Origin of the sequence: Bacillus sp. RK1064 (genome assembly GCF_051488405.1) — a bacterium.
Classification (GTDB): domain Bacteria; phylum Bacillota; class Bacilli; order Bacillales; family Bacillaceae; genus Bacillus.
In genome coordinates, this window is the sequence record NZ_JBPSCZ010000001.1 from 1,961,366 (window position 1) to 1,982,251 (window position 20,886).

The window sequence follows — 20,886 nt, forward strand, 5'->3', positions numbered from 1 at the left end:
CTTTTTTATACATTATTTCACCACGCAAATTGCACATAATATTCTTACTTTTTCACTTTTCTTCTGAAAACGTTGTCCTAACAGAAAAAGCGTGCTATGTTTTGTTTTGTATAAAAAATAGAGGAGGATTCTTAAATGAGTCGTTTTTATCATAGAAAATCGATATGGGTGATGCTTGTTGTGTCTGCTTTCATACTTGTCATGTCTGCTTGCAGTCAATCAAGCTCTTCTCAGTCTGGAGATTCAAAGTGGGATGAGATTCAAAAGAAAGGGAAAATCGTGGTTGCTACTTCAGGCACCCTTTATCCAACGTCATATCATGATACATCTAATGGCAAGGATCAATTGACTGGTTATGAAGTGGAAGTGGTCAAAGAAGCGTTTAAACGCCTTGATGTGAAAGTAGAATTTAAAGAAATGGGCTATGATGGCATGCTGAGCGCCATTAATTCTGGTCAAGTGGATGCCGCTGCAAACGACATTGACATCACAGATGACAGAAAAGATAAGTTTGCCTTTTCAACTCCTTATAAATATTCCTATGGCACGGCGATCGTACGAAAAGATGATTTGTCTGGCATTAAAACGTTAAAAGATTTAAAAGGAAAGAAAGCAGCTGGTGCTGCCACAACGATTTACATGGATGTCGCTCGCAAGTACGGTGCGAAGGAAGTCATTTATGATAATGCGACAAACGAGCAATACTTAAAGGATGTCGCTAATGGTCGTACAGATGTCATTCTAAATGATTATTACTTGCAGACACTAGCTCTTGCTGCATTCCCGAAATTAAATATTACGATTCACCCTGACTTAAAATACATGCCAAACGAACAAGGTTTTGTGATGAAGAAAGACAACACAGAGCTTCAAAAAGAATTAAATCGTGTCTTAAAAGACATGAAAAAAGACGGAACCATGAAAAAGATTTCCGAAAAATTCTTTCATCATGCAGACGTCTCAAAGAAAATAGATGCTGATGTCGAAGATGTCGACATTTCTAAATAAGGAGCCGCAATCGTGGGAGATATTCATTTAGAATATATATTTAATCCTGCACTGGCAAAGGCGTCATTTCCATTTGTCATGAAAGGCATCTGGCTGACGCTGCTCATTTCCTTTGTGAGCATGTTTTTTGGTACAATTCTTGGCTTTTTTATTGCGCTTGCCAGAATGGCGAACACGTGGATGCTTCGGCTGCCTGCACGGCTGTATATCTCATTCATGCGAGGCGTGCCCATTCTGGTGATTTTATTTATTCTTTATTTTGGATTCCCTTATATCGGGATTGAATTTACAGCGGTCACTGCTGCCATTATTGGGTTCAGCTTCAATAGCGCTGCCTATATTGCAGAAATCAACCGGGCGGCTCTCTCCTCTGTTCCGAGTGGACAGGTGGAAGCTGCCAAGTCACTAGGTCTCAGCTATTGGCAAACGATGCGCGGTGTCATTTTACCTCAATCTGTCCGCATCGCACTTCCGCCATTGACCAATGTCATGCTCGATTTAATCAAAGCCTCCTCACTGGCTGCGATGATTACTGTACCCGAGCTCTTCCAGCAAGCAAAAATTGTAGGCGGACGCGAATTCGATTATATGACCATGTATATTTTGGTCGCACTCATTTACTGGGGCATTTGCAGCGTAGTCTCATTGCTTCAAGACTTTTTAGAAAAGCGCTATGCGAAATATCTGTAATAAAGGAGAGCAGATCTCATGGATCTGCTCTCTTTTGTATTTAGCTTTAATGTATCAGCCATAACCACACATATAACCCTAGTAAAGTAAGGATCAAGGTTGGGATGGTCAGGATGATTCCGGCTTTCATGTATGCACCCCAAGAAATATGGACGCCCTTTTTCTTGAGAACATGAAGCCACAGCAATGTCGCCAATGAGCCGATTGGCGTCATTTTCGGACCAAGGTTGGAGCCGATGACATTGGCATAAATCAGTCCGTCTCTCATGACGCCTGCTGTATCTGTATGACCGATCGCAATCGCATCGATTAACACAGTGGGCAGATTGTTCATGACAGAGGACAGCACTGCGGCAAGCACGCCCATAAACATCGTTCCCGCAAGCAAGCCATGCGATGCGCCTTGTTCGATCCATGCCGCCAATATTTCTGTGAGACCGACATTCTTCAGTCCATATACGACGACATACATGCCAATTGAGAAAAAGACTATGGACCACGGTGCTTCTTTTATGACGCGTTTTGTCGCCACTTGCGGACTTCTTCTCGCCAGCCACAAGAAGACAAGGGCAATACCGCCCACAATGATGGAGACCGGAACCCCAATGAGTTCCCCTGCAAAATAACCGACAAGCAGACAGCCGAGCACATACCAAGACAACCGGAACATGCGGATATCTCGAATAGCTGATGCCGGCTCTTTCGCTTGTGACAGATCGTATGTTTTTGGGATGAGCTTCCGGTAAAACACATAAAGCACTAGCATGCTCGCTCCAAGCGATACAAGGTTTGGCACGAACATGTTTGCTGTATATTCTAGAAATCCAATATGAAAATAGTCGGCTGATACGATATTGACCAAGTTACTAATGACAAATGGCAAGGAGGTTGTATCTGCAATAAAGCCGCTCGCCATCACAAAAGGCAGGATCATCTGCTCATCCAGCTTTAACGCTCTCACCACAGACAAGACGATCGGGGTCAGAATCAGTGCCGCTCCATCGTTCGCAAAAAAAGCAGCCACGACAGCGCCGAGCAATGTTAAATAAATAAACATGCGGACACCGTTCCCTCTTGCGGCTTTTGCCATATGCAGTGCAGCCCATTCGAAAAACCCAATTTCATCTAAAATTAACGAAATAATAATGATGCCAATAAACGCAAATGTCGCGTTCCATACTATATGCGTCACTTCCCACACATCGCCCAGATGAACGACACCAAAGACAAGGGCAAGAATGGCGCCTCCACATGCTGACCATCCAATGGTTAAACGTCCTGGCTGCCAAATGACAAGGACGAGGGTCAGGATAAAAATCAAAATGGCCAAGGTGACTGCTCCCAAAGGTGGCCCCCCTTTCATAAAATCCTTACCTATCATACAACGAAACGCAGCAGTTGTATGCCATTTTCACATGAAAACCCGCAGGTGATCCCGGGCACCTGCGGATTCGATGACTATTGATCCTTTTTCATCAGCATCAATTCAATAAATAACTCACATCGCTGACTGAAGTGACTTAAATCAATTGAGGTCATATCAAAGATTTGTTTCATTCGATAGTTTAATGTATTTTGATGAATAAACAACTGCTCTGCAGCAGGCTTTAGCTTGCAGTTATTCAATAAGTAGACTTCAAGCGTTTTTAAAAAAGAAGTTTGGCTGTCACGGTCTTTTTCCTTCAAACGTAACAAATCTGGATTGAAATCATTTTTCTTTTTTTGATGGCTGTAAATCGAGTCTAAGAACCGGAAAACCCCCAGATTCTCGTAATCATATGGAATCAGCTCTTGCCCCCCAACAATTTTCACAGCCTTCACGACCTCTATCGCTTCAAATCGACTTGTACTCATTTTCATGACATCTCGATACTCTCTTCCCATCCCGATATACAGCGGCGAAGGATGGGCATGCGTTTTCGATTGCAGATGAGCGATGACGTCAGCCGCAGTCGCTTTCGGTGAGTGCCGGTCTGACAAGCTGCCCAATATCACGACAATGTCGGCTTGAACGGAGTATACGTGATTCACCTTATCTTCTAGCTGCAAATACGTTCGAATGACATCCTTCACGTCTTCTGCCGTCTCACTTTTGTTATCGGCAGCATGTACGACCATGACAGTAAATACTGCCGGCAGCGGGATGCTTAAATTCTCAGCCTCCCACTTCAGTTCTTCTTCTGTATAAAAATGATCATCCATGACCTTTTTGAAAAATTCTTCAATCTTGCCTTCCTTTTTCTCCAGCTGTTTCTTATTCTTATAAATCACTTTTCCCACTTGAAAGGAAGCTTCGTGCAAAAATTGCAGCTCCTCCTGAGAGAGGGAATCCTCAATGTCCTGCACCCAAATAAAGCCCACAACTTCTTGTTTATGCTTGGCGCTCACAGCCACCCGCCGATTAAATCCGAGCTCGTCATGACCGCTCACATAAAAAGGCTTTGAATCCGTGTGAAGCCGCTCGATTACCCCTGTTTTCTTTAACCAATCGACTACAGACCCCGGACATTCCTTTGAGAAAATCGTTTGCTGGTTGACTGGGTCAAACTGCTGAATGCTGTAAGAATTATAAGCAAGGAGCTGGCACTCTGTGCTTTCTAAAATGACTGGTTTTTTTAAATACCCGCTAATAAATGCAATTAACTTATCGACATCAAAAAATGTATGAAGCTTTTCTAATATCTCTTCCATCCTGATTGCTCCCTGATTAAGTGATACATTTATCATACTTCTTTCCAGTCAGATTTGTATAGAAACAAGTCGTAGACAAGCAAAAAAAGCATGAACCCGTGTGCACAGGTTCATGCTTTTCCATCTTAAAACATTTCACTAATCGTTTTCGCCTGCATGTGTAGAGCTAGGTAATCTGGACCGCCTGCTTTTGAATCGGTTCCTGACATTTTGAATCCGCCAAATGGGTGGTATCCCACGATGGCTCCTGTGCAGTTACGGTTAAAGTAGAGATTCCCTACATGGAACTCCTGCTTCGCACGGTTGATGTGATCACGATTATTGGTAATGACAGCACCTGTCAAACCATATTCCGTGTTGTTGGCTACTTCAAGTGCCTCATCAAAGCTAGACACTTTCGAGAAGGCCAAGACTGGTCCGAAGATTTCTTCTTGCATCAAGCGAGATGTTGGCTCAAGATCTGCAAAAATAGTTGGGTGAATGAAGTATCCTTCCGAATCATCACTCGTTCCACCAGTCACTAAGCGGCCTTCCTCCTTGCCCACCTCGATATAATCCGTGATCTTGTCAAAGGACGCTTGATCAATGACAGGTCCCATGTAGACATCCGCAGAAAGAGGATTCGCTGTTGTTTTTGTTTCTGTGATTTCCTTCACTCGCTGGACCACTTGGTCATACAGCTTCTCGTGGACGACAGCCCGAGATCCAGCCGAACATTTCTGACCTGAAAAACCGAAGGCTGATGTGAAAATGGCATTAGCCGCTAATTCGACGTCTGCATCCTCATCTACAACCACTGTATCTTTACCGCCCATTTCAGCAATGACGCGCTTTAAATGCTGCTGACCTGGCTGTACTTTTGCCGCGCGTTCAAAGATACGTGTCCCTACTTCTCTTGAGCCAGTGAATGTAATCAGGCTTGTTTTCGGATGATCTACTAAGTAATCTCCGACCTCTGCTCCGCTTCCTGGTACAAAGTTCACCACACCCTTTGGAAGACCTGCTTGCTCAAGCTCTTCCACAAAACGTGCCGCAATCACAGGAGTTGCACTCGCTGGTTTTAAGACAACTGTATTCCCAGTGACGATTGGTGCTACTGTAGTTCCTGCCATAATGGCAAACAAGAAGTTCCACGGCGGAATGACGAGTGTCACGCCAGTTGGTGTGTATACGTATTGATTGTGTTCTCCTTCGCGGCTGTTCACTGGTTTGCCTTTCGCCAGCTCCAGCATTTGACGAGCATAATATTCAAGGAAGTCGATCGCTTCTGCTGTATCTGCGTCCGCTTCATTCCAAGGCTTACCTGCTTCTTTGACAAGAAGGGCTGAATACTCATGCTTTTTACGGCGAATGCTTGCCGCAGCACGGAAGATGACGCTGGCTCTTTCTTCTGGAGACGTATAGCGCCAAGTTTCAAATGCTTTCGCCGCAGCCTGAACCGCTTGTTCTGCCTCTTCTTTTCCGGCCTTTGATACGGTTCCAACGACTTCATCCTTTTTCGCTGGATTGATCGAGATAATCTGGTCTTTCGTTTCGATTCTTTCTCCATTAATCACGAGTGGATAGGTTTGACCAAGTGATTCTGTTACCTTTGCTAATGCTTGTTCAAACGCTTTGCGGTTTTCTTCCTGGCTAAAATCCGTGAATGGTTCATGTTTGTAAGGTGTTGTCATCTTTGTCACGCTCCCGTTTCAAATTATTTTCTCGTCATCCCTTTTAAAGCAAAGGCAATGTTTGCCGGCCGTTCTGCAAGACGTCTCATGTAGTAGCCATACCACTCTCGTCCATACGGGGTATAGACCCTCATTTGATAGCCTTCCTTCACAAGTGCCTGCTGCGTTTCTGACCTCATGCCATACAGCATTTGAAATTCGAACTGACTTGTCGGTATATTGTGTTTTTTCACAATATTTTTCGTAAACTCGATCATTTGATCGTCATGTGTCGCAATGGCTGTATAGTTCCCTGTGAGTAATTGCTTTTCGATCAGCTTTTGATAATTCTGATCGACGTCTTTTTTGTTTGGATACGCCACTTCGGCGGATTCCTTATAGGCACCCTTTACAAGTCTTAAAAATGGCTGAAGCTCATTTAGGTCATCAAGATCCTTTTCTGTTCTGTACAAATACGCCTGCAGGACCGTACTGACATACTCATATTGAGATTTCATCTCTTTAAAAATGTCCAGCGTTTTTTGACAGCGCTGTTCATCCTCCATATCGATTGTCACCATGATACGGTGTTTCTCTGCCGTATCTAAAATGCTTTTCATATTGCGATACACAAGGTCATCGTCAATATCCAGGCCAAGTGATGTCATTTTGAGTGACACGTGGGAATTGAGTCCCGCCTCAGCAATCCGCTGAATGGTTTGAATACACTCATTCGTCCGCTCATTTGCAATCTCTGCCTTTGTGACAAACTCACCAAGGTGATCGACTGTTACAGCCATTCCTTGATCATTTAATCGTTTAATGACAGAGATAGCGCTCTCAAAATCTTTCCCACCGATGATTTTCTTAGATGCAACAGCACTTCCCCAATTACGAGCAATATGGTTCAAGAGACTGCTCTTTGACAAAAACAAGAAGAAATTTCTTGTGACCGACTCCATAAAGGGCACCTCCCACTCTTTGTAAGCTATGTCTTTATTGTAAGGCTCATAAGCTGTCCGCTACAATATTTGAAGATGACAAAAATTCTGACTTTTTTTGTGGTTTTATCACAATAAGAGATAAAAAAGAGCCTGCCGCTATCCGGCTGGCTCTTCCCTCCTACGCCCACACCTCATCAAGGGTAGACTGCAGCAGCTCATTTAATTCTTGCGTGAGATTGTCTTTCGGCTGATTGTAGCTTTTCACCAATTCATCAAAACGCGCCAGCTCTTTGTCGATGAATGGATGGACATAGACGAGACGGTTCTCTACATCCATTTCCTCTCCGTCCATTTTACGTTTGAGCAGCTCGTGAATTTCTGTTAAAAGCGGGCCTTCCTCCACTAGCTCCTCGAGCAGTTCATGAAAGTCCATCGGCGGAACCGTCCGGTAGCGTTCAATCCACTGACAGGCAAATAGCGGACGAAGCACATAGAAATACTTCTTGATTCGCACCTGCTCCCCTCGTAAATGCCGGCTTTCATTCCGCTTCGCCATATTGAGGTAATGATACATCAATGCTGCAGGATAAAACGCTCGATCCTTTAATTCTCTTAGCTGCTTTGCTAAAGAGAAAGATTCAGCATAGATGATGTCAGAAGATAGCCATTCCATGATGGATGGATTTGATTTATTGAATAAGCGAAGTGCCTTTCTAAGCTCCCAGCCGCTGATATCAAGCACGTCATCAATCGGCCGTTCAATGACATCACGATGCTCTTCCATCGCCCAATACCATTCTTTCCGGGGAACATATAAAAAACGAACATCATAATCACTATCAGTCGAGGGAAATCCCCATGCCCTGCTGCCTGATTCAACGGCGAGGCAAATCTTTACGTCATACGTTTCTTCGATGATTTTCAGCTCTTCCTTGATTCTCTCTCTCAACATCCATCAACTCTTTCTATAGAATTCTGCATGACTTCTTCACGTTTTGGGAAAATACGAATAAGACATATAAAAAAGGAGTTGGATCTGATGTCTATATCTCGCATTATGAAATGGATCACCGGGATTTTTGAAGCCTGCCTTGCCATCCCTGTGATCGGAGGTCTATTCGTTATCAGCAATGGCTATTCACCGCTCATGGTCATGCTTATTCTGCATATTATCACACTCGTCTTATCGAAGCGAGACCAGGGACCAATGATTGGAAGCATCATCGGAATTGTCACATCCTGCCTTGCTTGGATTCCGATTCTCGGATTCATTCTTCATATCATCACTGCCCTTGCCCTGATTATCACTGCGTTAGTGCCTGATGAAAAAACGAGACAGAATACGAGCTATTAAAAAAGAGGCCCTCCTAGAGCGGCCTCTGTTCTTTTAGATCCTTAAATGCTTTTGTAAGAAGGCAAGCTTCTCTGTTTGAAAAGCCGGGATGTACTCGTGTCCAAAGTAGCGATACACCTTTAAATCTTTATCTGTTTCTAAATGGTTGTATACCGCAAACACAGTAGATGGCGGGGTGATTTGGTCGATCAGACCGATGGCCATCAATGTGGGCTGTTTCACCCATTCGGCTAAATTGATCAAATCAAAGTAGCTCAATGTCTCAAATACCTTTTCTTCCGCTTCTGGATCACTGTTTCTTCGAAAGTATGAATTGATTTCTAAATAAGGCTGCTCCAATGCCACATCCACTGCACGCTCGAAATTTGATAAGTAAGGATAATCTGCCACGACGACCTTTGGAATGTCTGAAAGTGCCGCAGCTGCAACCGCCAGTGCACCTCCCTGGCTTCCACCCACCACGCCGATACGGTGTTCATCCACTTCCGGAAAGGACTGAATAACATCGAGTGCACGAACCGCATCTAAATAAACACCTCGATAATAGTAGGTCTCTTTCGATAAAATGCCTTTTGTCATCCATCCCAAAGCCTGCCCGCCTGGTGTCACTGTCTTATCTTCACTGCCGCCTTGACCGCGGACGAGCATACCAAATGTCGCATAGCCATGCAGTGCCCAGTTGACGATGTCGTGAATGCCGCCGTCATAGCTGGCATTATAGCCATGAAAACGAACGAGCGCTGGATGCGGACCTGTTTGATCTGGTACCGCATACCAGCCTTCAATTCGAGAATGACCAAAGCTTTGATACGTCAGGCGGTACACCTTGACGCCTTTCACTGGATAGTCATAAGGTTCAAGTGCTGGCTCTGCCTCCACTTGGCGCAGTTCTTCGAGCGACGCCTTCCAAAAGTCTGAGAAATCAGGTCGTGCTGTTTTCTTCGGTTTATATACTTTTAGCTCTTCTAGTGGTAAATCGAACAATTGCATACCATACTATCCCCCTTTGTTTTATTAGTTATGAGTATCATATCACTGTTTTCTTGACTTAGAAAGTCATTTTCACTACAAAAGACAAAACCTTCTGACATTTCTATTGGCAAAAAAGATTGAAACCTTTATGATAAAGAAACTGGCTTGAAAACTAGATGTTCTCAGGCAAAACAAATCGATAGACATTCATGGATTTTCACATTTACACCATCGAATAAAGGAGGAACCTGTATGAAAATCGCTCTTGTCCAAATGGACGTTCAAATTGGGGAACCTGATGTGAACTTTCAAAAAGCAGAAGCGTTTTTAGAAGAAGCCATCCGTCAGCAGCCTGATCTGATCATTTTACCCGAAATGTGGAATACCGGTTACGATCTTGAACAAGCCGAGGAGCTTGCAGATGTAAACGGTGAACGCACAAAACAGCTCTTCTCTTCCTTTGCCCGCAAACACCAAGTGGTTCTCATCGCAGGAAGTGTATTGAACAAGCGCACAGAAGATGACAACATCACCAACACGATGTATGTCTTTAACCGCCAAGGTGAGCTCTTAGTGGATTATGATAAAATTCACTTATTCCGCTTAATGGATGAGCACAACTATTTAACCGCTGGTGATCAGCTTGGTTTATTTGACTATGATGAGGATGTGAAGATCGGTGCGATGATCTGCTACGACCTTCGCTTTCCGCAGCTTTCCAGAACACTTGTAAACAAAGGAGCGAAAGTGCTCATCAATACGGCGCAATGGCCGTCAGCAAGAGTGGATCATTGGCGCAGCCTGCTCATCGCAAGAGCGATTGAGAACCAGTCATTTATGATTGCTGTTAACAGAACAGGCACAAGCAGAGACACTGAATTCCCTGGCCACTCCATGGTGATTGATCCACTTGGCCGTATTCTGCTTGAAACAAGCCATGAGGAAGACATTTATTATGCGGAAATTGATCTTCAGCTAGTGGATGAAGTGAGACAGCAAATTCCTGTGATGACGGATCAGCGTCTGGATATCTATTAGAAAGCAGGGTGCTCCCCTGCTTTTTGCATTTAATTAAACGTTTGTTTAAGCTTGATTCTGGTAAAGGTCCATTAGGGCTTGAGCGGCTTTCGTTAAATACCTTTCTTCCACATATGCAAACACAAGAGTGCGGGTTGGGCATGAATCAATTTTCAAATAAGTGACTTCGTTCCTTTCCTCTTGTGCCACCATTTTCGGCACAACTGTCACACCTAGTCCATTTTTGACCAATGCCTGCGCTGTTTGAATATGACTTGTTTCAAAGGTAATCTTCGGCTGAAAACCATGATGAAGACATAGTTCCATGACCACTTGCCGAAAGCCATATCCCTCTTTCAGCATAATAAATGCGGCGTCTTCCAGAAGGCGAAACGGAACAGACCCTTTCTGATCTGCTTGATTGATGATTTCGTTCAATTCATCTGTTGACCAGGGCTGGGCAGTTTGCGGAACTGCGAGAAGAAGCGGCTCTGTCAGCATGTGTTTCGTTTTCAATGATTCATGCTCGACAGGCATAGATAAAATAGCCAAATCCAGCTTTCCAGCCAATAGAAGTTTTTCTAGCTCACGAGGTGATTCTTCTATTAGTTGAACGTGAACATGAGGATACGTTTGACAAAAGGTTTTTAATAAACCGGGCAAGACATAGCCCCCTGTGACTGCTGGCGCTCCAATGTTCAGCTCTTTCCCCACCTCATAAGCTGCTTCTCCCATTTCACGCAGCAAATCATCTCTTTCCTTCAAAATGTTCTCAGCCCTTTTAATGAATCGACTCCCTTGAGGTGTGGGCGTGACTTGTCCATACTTTCGAATAAAGAGGGGTGTGTCTAATTCCTCTTCCAGCTTCTTCATTTGTTGGCTTAAAGAAGGCTGTGCAATGTGAAGTTGATCCGCTGCTTTTGTAAAACTTTTCTGCCGGTACACTTCCATGACATATTCCATCATTCGTATATCCACTTTCATCACCTCATAGGTTTTAACTATTCATGTCATATCTTTTATGTCTTAGACAAATAACAAAATGAATTTTACGATAAAGAGACAACAAAGGGGGAGAAGAAATGAATCCATATGCTAAAGCCGAAAACCAATTCTCACAAAATGCCGAGAACTATCGAGATTCACCTATATTTGCAGCCGGAGAAGAGCTGGAATGGATGAAAGCAATAGCCAATACGAAGGGTCACGAGCATTTACTTGATATCGGCTGTGGGGCAGGACATACCGTTTTTTCCTTTTCAGATATCATTTCTAAAGGAATCGGCATTGATGTCACGCAAAAAATGATCGAGGTTGCAGCAGCACTTGCGGAAGAACGCCAACTGAAACATATTACTTTTGAGCGGGCAGCCGCAGAAGCACTGCCCTTCGCTGATAAATCATTTGACATCGTGACGTGCCGATTTGCCGCTCACCACTTTACAAACCTGCCGGCAGCCATGTCTGAAATCAGCCGTGTCTTAAAAAAAGGCGGCACATTCCTGCTCGTCGATCATTACGCACCCGAAAACACTGCACAGGATTCATTCATTAATCACTTAAATAGACTCAGAGATCCTTCTCATGTGCGAGAAAGCTCGTTATCAGAATGGAAAGAGCTCTTCGCTGCCAACCAACTGACTCAAAAAGAGAAGCGTTACTGGGATCTGCAAATTGATTATCAGGACTGGATGATGCGTGGACGCACACCAGAGAATGTTCAAAAAGAGATCGTTTCCCATCTTCAATTCGCAGACCCTGATACAAAGCAGCTGTTTCAACTTCAATTCGATGCACAGCAGCAGCCTATTTCCTTCTGTTTAAAAGCTGCACTCATTCAAGGAATGAAGAATTGAACTTATAGAAAAAGTCTACCCTCGTTGGTAGACTTTTTTATTTCGAGTATAAATCCCAGCCAAGCTTGAGTGTGTCCACAATATAATTGGCGACTTCCTCAGCTTCTAGATGATCTGTTTCGACTCTTGAGTTATGAAGGGCATATATTTCCCGGCGCTCTTCAAACAGCTCTTTCATCTCGTCAATCGTCCGGTTGTGAAGAACAGGGCGGTTTTCAATCAAAATATCAAGCCGCTGTTTCCAATTCTCCCAAGATAAATCAAGGAAAAGAACCGTACAATGCCTCAAGCAGGCGCGTTTGATTTCTTCCTGTTTGAATGCACCGCCTCCAAGAGAAACGATCTTTAGCTGCGTATGTTCACATAAATCGACGATATAATCTTTTTCAGCCTGCCTGAAGAATGCTTCTCCTTTTTGCTGAAAGATCTCAGGAATCGTCATGTTATACTTTTTCTCAATCTCCTGATCCACATCAATAAAATCTCTATATAGCTTTTTGGCAACCAGCTGCCCAATGGTTGTTTTCCCAACACCCATAAAGCCAATGAGGACAATATTTCGCTGTCTCACAGGGATTTCTCTATTGTTTTTCATATTCGTGACACGTCCTCCTTACGACAAGGAATGCTACATAATGTATCTATTATATGATAAATGGCGCGCGAAAAGATAGGCAATTTGAAAAATTGTACGTAGATCATCTGTATAGAAAAAAGAACCTACCCTCTTTGGAATAAGTTCTTCACTGCGTGCGTAACTCACGGTGCAATATCCTCTAATACTTTCTCGCGCGTTTCGATCATTTTAAAAGCAAGAATTGCTCCCACTACAGTCACACTTGCGAAAAGAATAAAAATAGTTGAAACACCGCTTACCTCTAAAATAAAGCCTATCATAATAGGAGCGATCGCTGAGGCCAGCCTAAGCCACGCTGTAGCAAATGCCGTTCCAATCACCCTCATACGTGTTGGATAAATTTCAGGTGTATATAGATAGAGAAGAACTGTAATTGTCCCCATCATTCCGTAAGCAGCGGACCCTAAATATATAACACTTTCTGGAGAATTAGCTCCGCTGATCCATAAAGCAGTTAATAAAGCACCTGTTACAATAAATGCAATGGTTGCCCAGCGCTTTCGTCCTACTTTATCAATTAAAAATGCACAAGCGAATACCCCTATGGTCTGTAAAATATTTGTTAGAGATGCTGCCCTTAATGAATCTCCAACTGGCAAATTGTAAACAGTATTATAAAGACTCGGTAACCAGTTATTTAAACCATTCGAAACAAAGTAGGCAGAAAACCATAGTCCCCATACGATCAATGTTCTTTTACGATAAAAAGTTGAAAAAAGCTCTTTCCAGTCGCCTTTTTCAGTACTGCTAGATACTTGCTTTGCTACAGGCATTCGTTTGTCAGTACTAGCTTCAATTTCTTCAATAATTCTTTCGGCTTCATCTAACCTGCCTTTCGAAATAAGCCACCTTGGAGATTCGCGCAACATGAAAAAGAATACAAAGACGATTAAACCTCCAATGCCCCCAATCAAAAACATCCACTTCCACCCAAAGCTAGGTACAACAAATGCGCCAATTTGAGCTGAGATCATTAATCCTAATGGGAAAATCATCTCATAAAGCATAAAGAATCTACCTCTCCCTTGGGCCCTGGACAACTCATTGATATATGATGCCGCTACCGGCACTTCTCCCCCTACCCCAATCCCTTGTATAAAACGAAAAATAAAAAGGGCCATAAAATTACCTGAAAATACACACGCGATACTCATAATTGACATGAGGAATACTGTCCACTTTGCACTAAATACACGGCCGCGCCTTTCTGCTAACCATCCAAAGAAAATAGCACCAATCGCTTGTCCTATATAACCAGACCCAATAAGAAGACCAATTTGAGCAGGTGATAAACTCCACATTCCGATGAGAACTGGGAGAACAAACGCTAAAGATAGAGCATCAAAAGCATCAAAAAAAGTAGCAGATCCCATAATGATACGAGGTTTTAAATGCCATCTAGAAAAAGGTACACTTTCCATCCTAGTCAATAATTGTGAAGCTCTATCAACAACTTCTCCATCATGAGAATTTGAATTTTCGCTGAATTCTAACGTCATGTTATCTCCTCCTTATTAGAGGAAATGATGCAAAAGTACATGCCGAAGAGCGCTAAAGAAATCGCTTACATTTTAAACCAAGAGACATTCTAAAGCGTTCATACGAGTTTTCAGCATCTATCATTTCTTTTTTGGCGTTCCCGTGGTGCCCCGGTCTATATAGTACATAGGGAAGATATGTTCCATCGCATCTAACTGTTCTCCTTCCAATAACTGTGTTAGTAAAGAAACAGCTTTTCTTCCCATTCCAACTAAATCAACATGAACTGAAGATAAAGAAGGGGTTAGAAAACTTGCAATGGGCACATCATCGGCACCAACGACAGACAAATCATGAGGTATTGACACATTTGCGTTATTTGCCGCTTTCATGACCCCCATCGCCAAAAAATCTGAAGAGCAAACAACTCCAGTCATGTGCTGGTTTCCTTGGAGAAATTGAGAAACCACTTCTACTACTTTTCCCCCATCAAATTCATCTAACTCAAACACAAGTTCTTTGTTCATTGTTAACCCTAAACTTTTAAGTGTGCGCTCATATCCCTTGTAATACCTCACACTATGCATCGAACTCATTGGACCATTGACCAGCCCAATGGTTCGATGACCTTTATCAAATAAGGCCGTTATTGATTGACACACACCTTCTTCATCATCTGGCCTGACACATGGAAATGGAGAATCCTCTAGATAACTTCCGACAACTATAATGGGAATGGCTAAACTTTTTAACCAATCCATGCTTAGTTCTTCATTTCTTGGTGAAAATAGAATGGCTCCATCTACTGCCTGCGTTTCAAGTAATCGCTGCTGCTGTATAGATGTAAACGACATCAACATATTGAATTCCGTCTCATCTAATTCCTTCGCTATTCCATCTAGAATCGTTGAAAAAAATGGATTATTCAAAATATATGAACCACGCGGAACCACTACAGCTATATTCCCTGTCTTCCTTTTGACGAGCCCTCTAGCTCCTAAATTAGGACGATAGCCTAATTCATCAATTACTTGTTTGATTCTTTCAGCCGTTTGAGCACCTACTCCTGGTTTACCACTTAATACTCGGGAAACAGATGCTATAGACACTCCAGCTTTCAATGCTACATCTTTAATACTTACTGACACATTTCATACCTCCGGGAGTCTGTTGTTTTGTCCTCTATTATAACCTGACTCACCTTCATCATGAAATTAATGGTCTGTTATCTACTGACGTTTTCCTTAAGCAAACCAACACTTTGAAGGCCCTGGCGAATCTCTTCTTTCTCCTTATGAGTTAAAGGTAAGACCGGCTTCCTAGCAAGCGAACTACTGATTAGACCTCGCTGGTACATCGCTTCCTTCATTCGCAGATGAGAGGTAGATGAAGGTTCATCCATTTTATACACAGCATGCTTTAATTCGAAGATTCTATCGTAAACTTTATTGGCCGCTACAAGATCTTTTTCTTCCACACATTTCACAAGTTCAGCGATCAAATCTGGCACAAAACAGCCGAAACCTACAAGTGCTCCATCAATCCCTTGAATTAATGTTGGCAATAAATATTCATCGTGACATGTGAGTAACGATACATCTGGTGCATGTTTTTTCAATGCCCGCACATCGACCTCGTATTGTGCCATGTCTCTTTGACCAATTTTAAACGAGACAACATTCTCAATTTCCGACATTTCTAGTAATTGATTGGTTGTATATGAGGTTTTTGTCCAAGTTGGATATTGATGTACGATGATTGAAATGTCAATCGCTTCTGCAACATCTTTAAAGAATTGGACAGGTGACTCAGGCTGCATACCGAATCTTAGCCATGAATGTGGCGGCATGAGAAGTATACCTTCTCCGCCAGCTTCTTCAACGGCTTTTGCATGTTGGATCGCTTCAATTGTCCCTTCAGCAGAAACCCCAGAAATGACAGGTACTTCCCCTTTTAATTCGTCGGCTGCAATGCGCACAGCCTCAGCTCGTTCATGTGGCAGTAAAGTCATAATCTCGCCAGTATGTCCATTGACAACGATACCGTTAATCCCTTTGTGCTCCGCCACCCAACGGACAAGCTTACGAAAAGCAGGTTCATCAATTGAATAGTCATTTTTAAAAGGAATTAAGACAGCCGGGAATACACCGCTCCATTTTTCTTTATTTTTCATCAACAAATTCCTCCCCATTCGATTATAGTAAACGTTTACGGTAAGCGTTTACGTAAACAATCATAAAATGACATAACGGAGATTGTCAACTTACTTTTTAGAAAATTTTAATTATTCAAATAACAATACAATCAATTTCATTTTTCTAGTAAATAATATAGGTTTGTTTTATTTCTTAAATGATTAAGCAATATCTGCTGGTTAAAGTTGCTGATTATCATCCTAAATACATATTCAATAAGAGACCATTATAAATAATTTTATATTTTCAAAACAGTATTTTTACTATAAAAAACCTCTCCATCACAGGAGAGGTCTCTTGCATTTTCTTATTTCCACCAGTCATCAAACATGGAAGCTGGTACTTGGCGTTTATGCTCTGATTGAACATAACGCTTTTCAATCGCTTCTGCTGCTTGATCTGACACTGGCTTACCTTCTAAGTAATCATCAATTTCATTGTACGTAATGCCAAGTTCTGTTTCATCCGTTTGCTGAGGTTTGTCATCAAGCAGATCCGCTGTCGGTTTCTTTAAGTATAGACGCTCAGGTGCTTGCAGCGCTTCTAGCAGCATCCGGCCTTGGCGTTTCGTCAGACCTGTGAGCGGAAGAACATCTGCACCGCCATCACCATACTTCGTGAAGAAGCCGGTTACTGCTTCAGCTGCATGATCTGTACCGATGACAAGCAATCCCTCTTCTCCTCCGACAGCATACTGCGCGATCATTCTCATGCGTGCTTTGACATTTCCTTTATTAAAGTCAGACAACGGACCGCCTGTGTCCTTTTGATATTGTTCACTGAATGCCGTCACGGCAGGCGCAATATCATATTTCCACGACTTGTCCGGCTGAATAAATGATAAAGCGAGCTGTGCATCATCTTCATCCTGCTGCACACCGTGCGGGAGGCGCACCGCAATAAAGACTGCCTCTTCTTTTCCTTCTTGACGCAGCTCAGATGCAGCCAGCTGTGCAAGACGGCCAGCGAGCGTTGAATCCTGTCCGCCGCTAATGCCGAGGACGAATCCTTTTGCGCCAGTTTTTTTCAAGTATTCCTTTAGAAATCCAACCCGCTTTTCGATCTCCTGCTTTGGGTCAATTGAGGGCTGCACATGCAACTCTTGGCTGATCTTTTTCTGCAAACTCATACACTTTTCCTCCTAAGCATCCTCTACATGAAGAGAACAGGTTTTACTCTGAATTCATTGGTTTGACAACGTTTTTTGAGTCTTCATTATACCATGTTTTCAGGAAGAACATTTTGTTAGACGTTCCCCTCTTTCATTAATGATCAAACATTCACAAAAGAAAAAGACCATGTCTATATGGACTGGCCCTTTTCTTTTTTCAATCAATTTCTACCCGTATAGATGTACAGCTTGCGCCATTACACTTCCCAATATCAGAAGGACATGCGGATACGGCCACAATGAGATCCATTTCGGCTCGCAGACGAATGTAATCACCGGGAAGAGATTTTGGGAGCTCCACAGACAGTTTTCCTTTTTCATCAATGACTGTATTCATAAAGGCATTAAAAGGATAGTACATATCCTCCTTAGGAATCCCAAATGGCTCAAAGGCAGTCCGCAAATTATCGTAGCATGTATGCATGACCTCTAAATGCGTCCGTCCGTATAAAAGCTGATACATTTCTTGCCGGCAGGCGGGCATGTATAAATCATGGCATTCGACTGTGTCTTCAATGACCGTAAACATCGGTTTATATAAATTAGAATAGAGCTTATCCCCTTTTTTCACTTTTGACGAAAATAGGCTGTCCATTGTCGCGCCTTGGTCAAATTTTTCATAAAAATCCTTTTCATGATAGGCCATGACATCTGCTACTTGCTGACCTTCAATATCAACGACCCGCATACATTGGCCTTTTCCTAAGCGAAAGCCGTGTCCATCCTTTGGTAAAATGACATATTCTCCGTTCATCACATGCACTCCTTTCCATGTCAGTATGCCCAAAACGTCCCCTTGATCATGTATAAAAAAAGACGGCGGTCACAAGCTAATGTCATTGAAATCGAAAGGTGTTGCACATGCATTGAAAGAAGAACAAACTTTATCTTGGTGGCAGCTTTCTCTCATCGGAGTCGGCTGTACAATTGGCACTGGTTTCTTCCTTGGTTCCAGCATTGCCATTACAAAGTCCGGTTTTTCCGTCTGCATTTCTTTTTTGCTTGCTGCGGTCGGAACCTATCTCGTCTTTAAGCATTTGGCTGCGATGACAGCCGATAACCCTGATAAAGGGTCATTTTGTTCCTATGCTCGTAAAGCATATGGACGCTGGGCAGGGTTTAGCAATGGCTGGGTGTATTGGTTTGCAGAAATGTTGATTACGGGAAGTCAGTTAACAGCGATTTCTCTTTTTACCCGCCACTGGTTTCCATCTATTCCGCTCTGGGTGTTTTCTGCGATTTACTCCGCTCTTGCCCTGCTCGTGATTATCATAGGGCTTTCTTCTTTTCAAAAGACAGAAAATGTCCTTGCGGTACTGAAGACAGCGGCGATTTTTCTGTTTATGATCCTTGCGGTGCTTGTGTTATTCGGCATTCTGACAGATCATAAACCGACCCTGCATCTGCCAAACAAAGATCACGAATGGATGCCGCTCGGTGCACTTGGTCTTTGGAATGGATTGATTTACGCGTTTTATGCATTTGGGGGAATTGAAGTCATGGGTCTGATGGCGGTTCATTTAAAAGATCCGAAAGATGCGGCAAAGGCTGGACGCGTCATGCTGATCATTCTAGCGGTTATCTATATCGTCTCGATCGGACTTGCTCTCTTGCTTGTCCCAGTAACAGCCTTTAACGAGAACAGCAGTCCATTTATTACATCATTAGATCCATTTCATTTATCAATCTTTCTTCATATCTTTAATGGCATTTTCATTATTGCCGGCTTTTCGACATTGGTTGCCTCACTCTATGCAGTCACGACGCTGCTTGGCACGATGTCGGAGCATCAAGATGCACCTGCTTGTTTTAAACAAAAAGACCCATCTCATGTCGGATGGCCTTCGATTATTTTAACTGCTGCTGGATTAATTGTCTCGATTTTGCTTGCACTCTTTTTGTCCAAACACATCTACGAGCATCTCACAACAGCAGCCGGCCTTACCCTTCTGTACACATGGGTATTCATTCTGTTCTCAAGTAAAAAGCTATCAAAGCCATCCACTCGCCAAACGTGCGAAATGATTCTTGCGCTTCTCTTGATTGGAGCCGCCATTTCAGGCACTTTAACAGAGGCAAGCGGACGACCTGGCTTTTTTATCAGCCTTGGGATCATTGCAGTGATTGCCATCATGGTGCTATTTATGAGAAAAAAGTGGAAGCAGCAGGATCAGACCGCATCATAATTTCATCATGTTTTTTAATGCAGTAAAAGGACATTTGGCGGAGGCTGGTTTCTCCGCCTCTTCATCTGGGAGAAAGTATTGCTTCCATTCATGATTGGTCGGATCACCGTACCATTTTAATGATGGGTGAACGCTGACCTCATCATACGCTTTGAGCCGCTTGCGAACGAGCTGGCTCATTTTTTGACCAAACTTGGTCGATCCATTCAATTTCTCAAACACCCATCTAGGCTGAAATGCCATCAAGACATAAGGGAAGTGGCGGCTTTTTCTGAGCTTATGAGCCGGTGTGGAGCACAAAATAAAATACGCTTCCCCGTGAAAGCAATACTCCCACTCATGATGATGAGTATCTAGTGGAATATCCTCAGGCCATGGCACTTCATCTTTCTGGTGCAGTCGTTGAAGCAGTGACCAAAACTGCTGCTCAAACTCTTCAAGCGAACTTTCTTTTAAATCCTGCGGTGTTTCAAAAAAACAAATAAATGAAGCATATTGACCCGTTTCTTTCGCACAGCTTTGATATTCTCTCAGCAGCTGGGCTAATTCATCAACCGCTTCCTCTTCCCTCGGATCACCAACAAACCCATAGCGTAAATGATCGAGAAAAAACCCCTGTCTTCCCGGTACACAAGGGAATGTATCTGCCTCATCTCCTACCATCTCTCCAAATTGAGTAAAAGCATCCTGCTTCCATTCTTCTAGTGATCGTAGATTTTGATCAAGGCAACTTTTTGCATACAACTGGGCCATTTCTTCCACCTCGTTTTAGCGTCTTCTCCATAGCCTATGAGAAAAAAAGGCTGTGGTGACTGTCCTTCAACGACTTTCCTTGCGCATTCAAGAGGTGGACGTTCTCGTTCAAATTGAGCATGTATGTGTGTCTTTCACTCCATGATGCATGAACAGACAAGTGTATGCAGCCGTCAAACTGCTTCTTTTAATAGAGCGCTTTTGTATCATTCCTATGATCTGTTCTTCATCAAAAAGACAGAATCAAGCACCCAATAAATGAGGGCTGAGCAAAAGCTAAA

The 20,886-nt window shown here is 43.0% G+C and carries 20 protein-coding genes; 6 read left to right on the plus strand and 14 right to left on the minus strand.

Features of this window, described 5'->3' with window-relative positions:
* Positions 1 to 135: 135 nt before the first annotated feature.
* A complete protein-coding gene (locus ACSSTM_RS09990) occupies positions 136 to 1,008 on the plus strand; it encodes a transporter substrate-binding domain-containing protein (protein ID WP_034664168.1) in 873 nt (290 codons plus the stop codon).
* 12 nt (positions 1,009 to 1,020) lie between these two features.
* Positions 1,021 to 1,698 (plus strand): amino acid ABC transporter permease, encoded by a 678-nt coding sequence (locus ACSSTM_RS09995; RefSeq protein ID WP_034664171.1) that lies wholly within the window; start codon positions 1,021 to 1,023, stop codon positions 1,696 to 1,698.
* 46 nt (positions 1,699 to 1,744) lie between these two features.
* Here ACSSTM_RS09995 and ACSSTM_RS10000 read toward each other — a convergent pair whose 3' ends face one another.
* From ACSSTM_RS10000 to ACSSTM_RS10020, 5 genes are all read right to left on the minus strand, one after another.
* On the minus strand, positions 1,745 to 3,043 hold the full coding sequence (locus ACSSTM_RS10000; protein WP_095285947.1) for an arsenic transporter: 1,299 nt from the start codon (positions 3,041 to 3,043) through the stop codon (positions 1,745 to 1,747).
* 113 nt (positions 3,044 to 3,156) lie between these two features.
* Positions 3,157 to 4,389 carry a PucR family transcriptional regulator gene (locus ACSSTM_RS10005; protein ID WP_034664173.1) on the minus strand — a complete coding sequence of 411 codons (1,233 nt, stop codon included), beginning with the start codon at positions 4,387 to 4,389 and terminating at the stop codon, positions 3,157 to 3,159.
* Positions 4,390 to 4,514: 125 nt separating this feature from the next.
* On the minus strand, positions 4,515 to 6,062 hold the full coding sequence (pruA, locus tag ACSSTM_RS10010) for an L-glutamate gamma-semialdehyde dehydrogenase (RefSeq protein ID WP_034664174.1): 1,548 nt from the start codon (positions 6,060 to 6,062) through the stop codon (positions 4,515 to 4,517).
* Between the two features lie 23 nt (positions 6,063 to 6,085).
* Entirely contained in the window at positions 6,086 to 7,003 is a 918-nt protein-coding gene (locus ACSSTM_RS10015) for a proline dehydrogenase family protein (protein ID WP_034664177.1), read from the minus strand.
* Positions 7,004 to 7,163: 160 nt separating this feature from the next.
* Entirely contained in the window at positions 7,164 to 7,934 is a 771-nt protein-coding gene (locus ACSSTM_RS10020; protein WP_309416245.1) for a nucleotidyltransferase domain-containing protein, read from the minus strand.
* Between the two features lie 90 nt (positions 7,935 to 8,024).
* On the opposite strand from ACSSTM_RS10020, the gene ACSSTM_RS10025 reads away from it, so the two are divergent.
* Positions 8,025 to 8,339: a hypothetical protein gene (locus tag ACSSTM_RS10025; protein ID WP_012008865.1), complete on the plus strand. Its 315-nt coding sequence runs from the start codon at positions 8,025 to 8,027 to the stop codon at positions 8,337 to 8,339.
* 33 nt (positions 8,340 to 8,372) lie between these two features.
* Here ACSSTM_RS10025 and ACSSTM_RS10030 read toward each other — a convergent pair whose 3' ends face one another.
* Positions 8,373 to 9,329, minus strand: a complete 957-nt coding sequence (locus ACSSTM_RS10030) for an acetylxylan esterase (RefSeq protein ID WP_034664179.1) — start codon at positions 9,327 to 9,329, stop codon at positions 8,373 to 8,375.
* 234 nt (positions 9,330 to 9,563) lie between these two features.
* On the opposite strand from ACSSTM_RS10030, the gene ACSSTM_RS10035 reads away from it, so the two are divergent.
* Complete coding sequence (locus tag ACSSTM_RS10035) at positions 9,564 to 10,349, plus strand: carbon-nitrogen family hydrolase (protein WP_034664181.1); 786 nt, start codon at positions 9,564 to 9,566, stop codon at positions 10,347 to 10,349.
* Positions 10,350 to 10,394: 45 nt separating this feature from the next.
* Here the strand turns inward: ACSSTM_RS10035 and ACSSTM_RS10040 are convergent, their stop codons facing one another.
* Positions 10,395 to 11,294, minus strand: coding sequence for a LysR family transcriptional regulator (locus tag ACSSTM_RS10040; protein WP_034664183.1), 900 nt, complete (start codon positions 11,292 to 11,294; stop codon positions 10,395 to 10,397).
* Positions 11,295 to 11,410: 116 nt separating this feature from the next.
* On the opposite strand from ACSSTM_RS10040, the gene ACSSTM_RS10045 reads away from it, so the two are divergent.
* The gene (locus ACSSTM_RS10045; RefSeq protein WP_034664185.1) at positions 11,411 to 12,184 is read left to right on the plus strand and encodes a class I SAM-dependent methyltransferase; all 774 of its coding nucleotides are present in this window, start codon (positions 11,411 to 11,413) and stop codon (positions 12,182 to 12,184) included.
* Positions 12,185 to 12,221: 37 nt separating this feature from the next.
* Here ACSSTM_RS10045 and ACSSTM_RS10050 read toward each other — a convergent pair whose 3' ends face one another.
* From ACSSTM_RS10050 to ACSSTM_RS10075, 6 genes are all read right to left on the minus strand, one after another.
* Complete coding sequence (locus ACSSTM_RS10050; protein WP_034664188.1) at positions 12,222 to 12,779, minus strand: shikimate kinase; 558 nt, start codon at positions 12,777 to 12,779, stop codon at positions 12,222 to 12,224.
* Between the two features lie 164 nt (positions 12,780 to 12,943).
* Positions 12,944 to 14,320, minus strand: a complete 1,377-nt coding sequence (locus ACSSTM_RS10055; RefSeq protein WP_437404158.1) for an MFS transporter — start codon at positions 14,318 to 14,320, stop codon at positions 12,944 to 12,946.
* A 120-nt stretch (positions 14,321 to 14,440) separates the two neighbouring features.
* Positions 14,441 to 15,448 carry a LacI family DNA-binding transcriptional regulator gene (locus ACSSTM_RS10060; protein WP_187704319.1) on the minus strand — a complete coding sequence of 336 codons (1,008 nt, stop codon included), beginning with the start codon at positions 15,446 to 15,448 and terminating at the stop codon, positions 14,441 to 14,443.
* A gap of 77 nt (positions 15,449 to 15,525) precedes the next feature.
* On the minus strand, positions 15,526 to 16,473 hold the full coding sequence (locus tag ACSSTM_RS10065) for a dihydrodipicolinate synthase family protein (RefSeq protein WP_187704318.1): 948 nt from the start codon (positions 16,471 to 16,473) through the stop codon (positions 15,526 to 15,528).
* Between the two features lie 329 nt (positions 16,474 to 16,802).
* On the minus strand, positions 16,803 to 17,624 hold the full coding sequence (nadE, locus tag ACSSTM_RS10070) for an ammonia-dependent NAD(+) synthetase (RefSeq protein ID WP_034664190.1): 822 nt from the start codon (positions 17,622 to 17,624) through the stop codon (positions 16,803 to 16,805).
* Positions 17,625 to 17,823: 199 nt separating this feature from the next.
* Positions 17,824 to 18,420: a DUF1989 domain-containing protein gene (locus tag ACSSTM_RS10075; protein ID WP_034664192.1), complete on the minus strand. Its 597-nt coding sequence runs from the start codon at positions 18,418 to 18,420 to the stop codon at positions 17,824 to 17,826.
* Positions 18,421 to 18,499: 79 nt separating this feature from the next.
* Between ACSSTM_RS10075 and ACSSTM_RS10080 the strand changes: the two genes are divergently transcribed.
* The gene (locus ACSSTM_RS10080) at positions 18,500 to 19,852 is read left to right on the plus strand and encodes an amino acid permease (protein WP_034664193.1); all 1,353 of its coding nucleotides are present in this window, start codon (positions 18,500 to 18,502) and stop codon (positions 19,850 to 19,852) included.
* Here the strand turns inward: ACSSTM_RS10080 and ACSSTM_RS10085 are convergent.
* Positions 19,847 to 20,605: a YqcI/YcgG family protein gene (locus ACSSTM_RS10085; protein ID WP_106038502.1), complete on the minus strand. Its 759-nt coding sequence runs from the start codon at positions 20,603 to 20,605 to the stop codon at positions 19,847 to 19,849. The genes ACSSTM_RS10080 and ACSSTM_RS10085 overlap by 6 nt on opposite strands.
* Positions 20,606 to 20,886 lie beyond the last annotated feature (281 nt).

What these genes read in the sequence shown, in the direction of transcription:
- ACSSTM_RS10025 (WP_012008865.1), top strand. Translation starts at nt 8,025, where the DNA reads ATGTCTATATCTCGCATTATGAAATGGATCACCGGGATTTTTGAAGCC.
- ACSSTM_RS10080 (WP_034664193.1), top strand. Translation starts at nt 18,500, where the DNA reads ATGTCATTGAAATCGAAAGGTGTTGCACATGCATTGAAAGAAGAACAA.
- ACSSTM_RS10040 (WP_034664183.1), bottom strand. Translation starts at nt 11,294, where the DNA reads ATGATGGAATATGTCATGGAAGTGTACCGGCAGAAAAGTTTTACAAAA.
- ACSSTM_RS10005 (WP_034664173.1), bottom strand. Translation starts at nt 4,389, where the DNA reads ATGGAAGAGATATTAGAAAAGCTTCATACATTTTTTGATGTCGATAAG.
- ACSSTM_RS10045 (WP_034664185.1), top strand. Translation starts at nt 11,411, where the DNA reads ATGAATCCATATGCTAAAGCCGAAAACCAATTCTCACAAAATGCCGAG.
- ACSSTM_RS09990 (WP_034664168.1), top strand. Translation starts at nt 136, where the DNA reads ATGAGTCGTTTTTATCATAGAAAATCGATATGGGTGATGCTTGTTGTG.
- ACSSTM_RS10065 (WP_187704318.1), bottom strand. Translation starts at nt 16,473, where the DNA reads ATGAAAAATAAAGAAAAATGGAGCGGTGTATTCCCGGCTGTCTTAATT.
- pruA (WP_034664174.1), bottom strand. Translation starts at nt 6,062, where the DNA reads ATGACAACACCTTACAAACATGAACCATTCACGGATTTTAGCCAGGAA.
- ACSSTM_RS10075 (WP_034664192.1), bottom strand. Translation starts at nt 18,420, where the DNA reads ATGAACGGAGAATATGTCATTTTACCAAAGGATGGACACGGCTTTCGC.
- ACSSTM_RS10015 (WP_034664177.1), bottom strand. Translation starts at nt 7,003, where the DNA reads ATGGAGTCGGTCACAAGAAATTTCTTCTTGTTTTTGTCAAAGAGCAGT.
- nadE (WP_034664190.1), bottom strand. Translation starts at nt 17,624, where the DNA reads ATGAGTTTGCAGAAAAAGATCAGCCAAGAGTTGCATGTGCAGCCCTCA.
- ACSSTM_RS10085 (WP_106038502.1), bottom strand. Translation starts at nt 20,605, where the DNA reads ATGGCCCAGTTGTATGCAAAAAGTTGCCTTGATCAAAATCTACGATCA.
- ACSSTM_RS10030 (WP_034664179.1), bottom strand. Translation starts at nt 9,329, where the DNA reads ATGCAATTGTTCGATTTACCACTAGAAGAGCTAAAAGTATATAAACCG.
- ACSSTM_RS10050 (WP_034664188.1), bottom strand. Translation starts at nt 12,779, where the DNA reads ATGAAAAACAATAGAGAAATCCCTGTGAGACAGCGAAATATTGTCCTC.
- ACSSTM_RS10035 (WP_034664181.1), top strand. Translation starts at nt 9,564, where the DNA reads ATGAAAATCGCTCTTGTCCAAATGGACGTTCAAATTGGGGAACCTGAT.
- ACSSTM_RS10055 (WP_437404158.1), bottom strand. Translation starts at nt 14,320, where the DNA reads ATGACGTTAGAATTCAGCGAAAATTCAAATTCTCATGATGGAGAAGTT.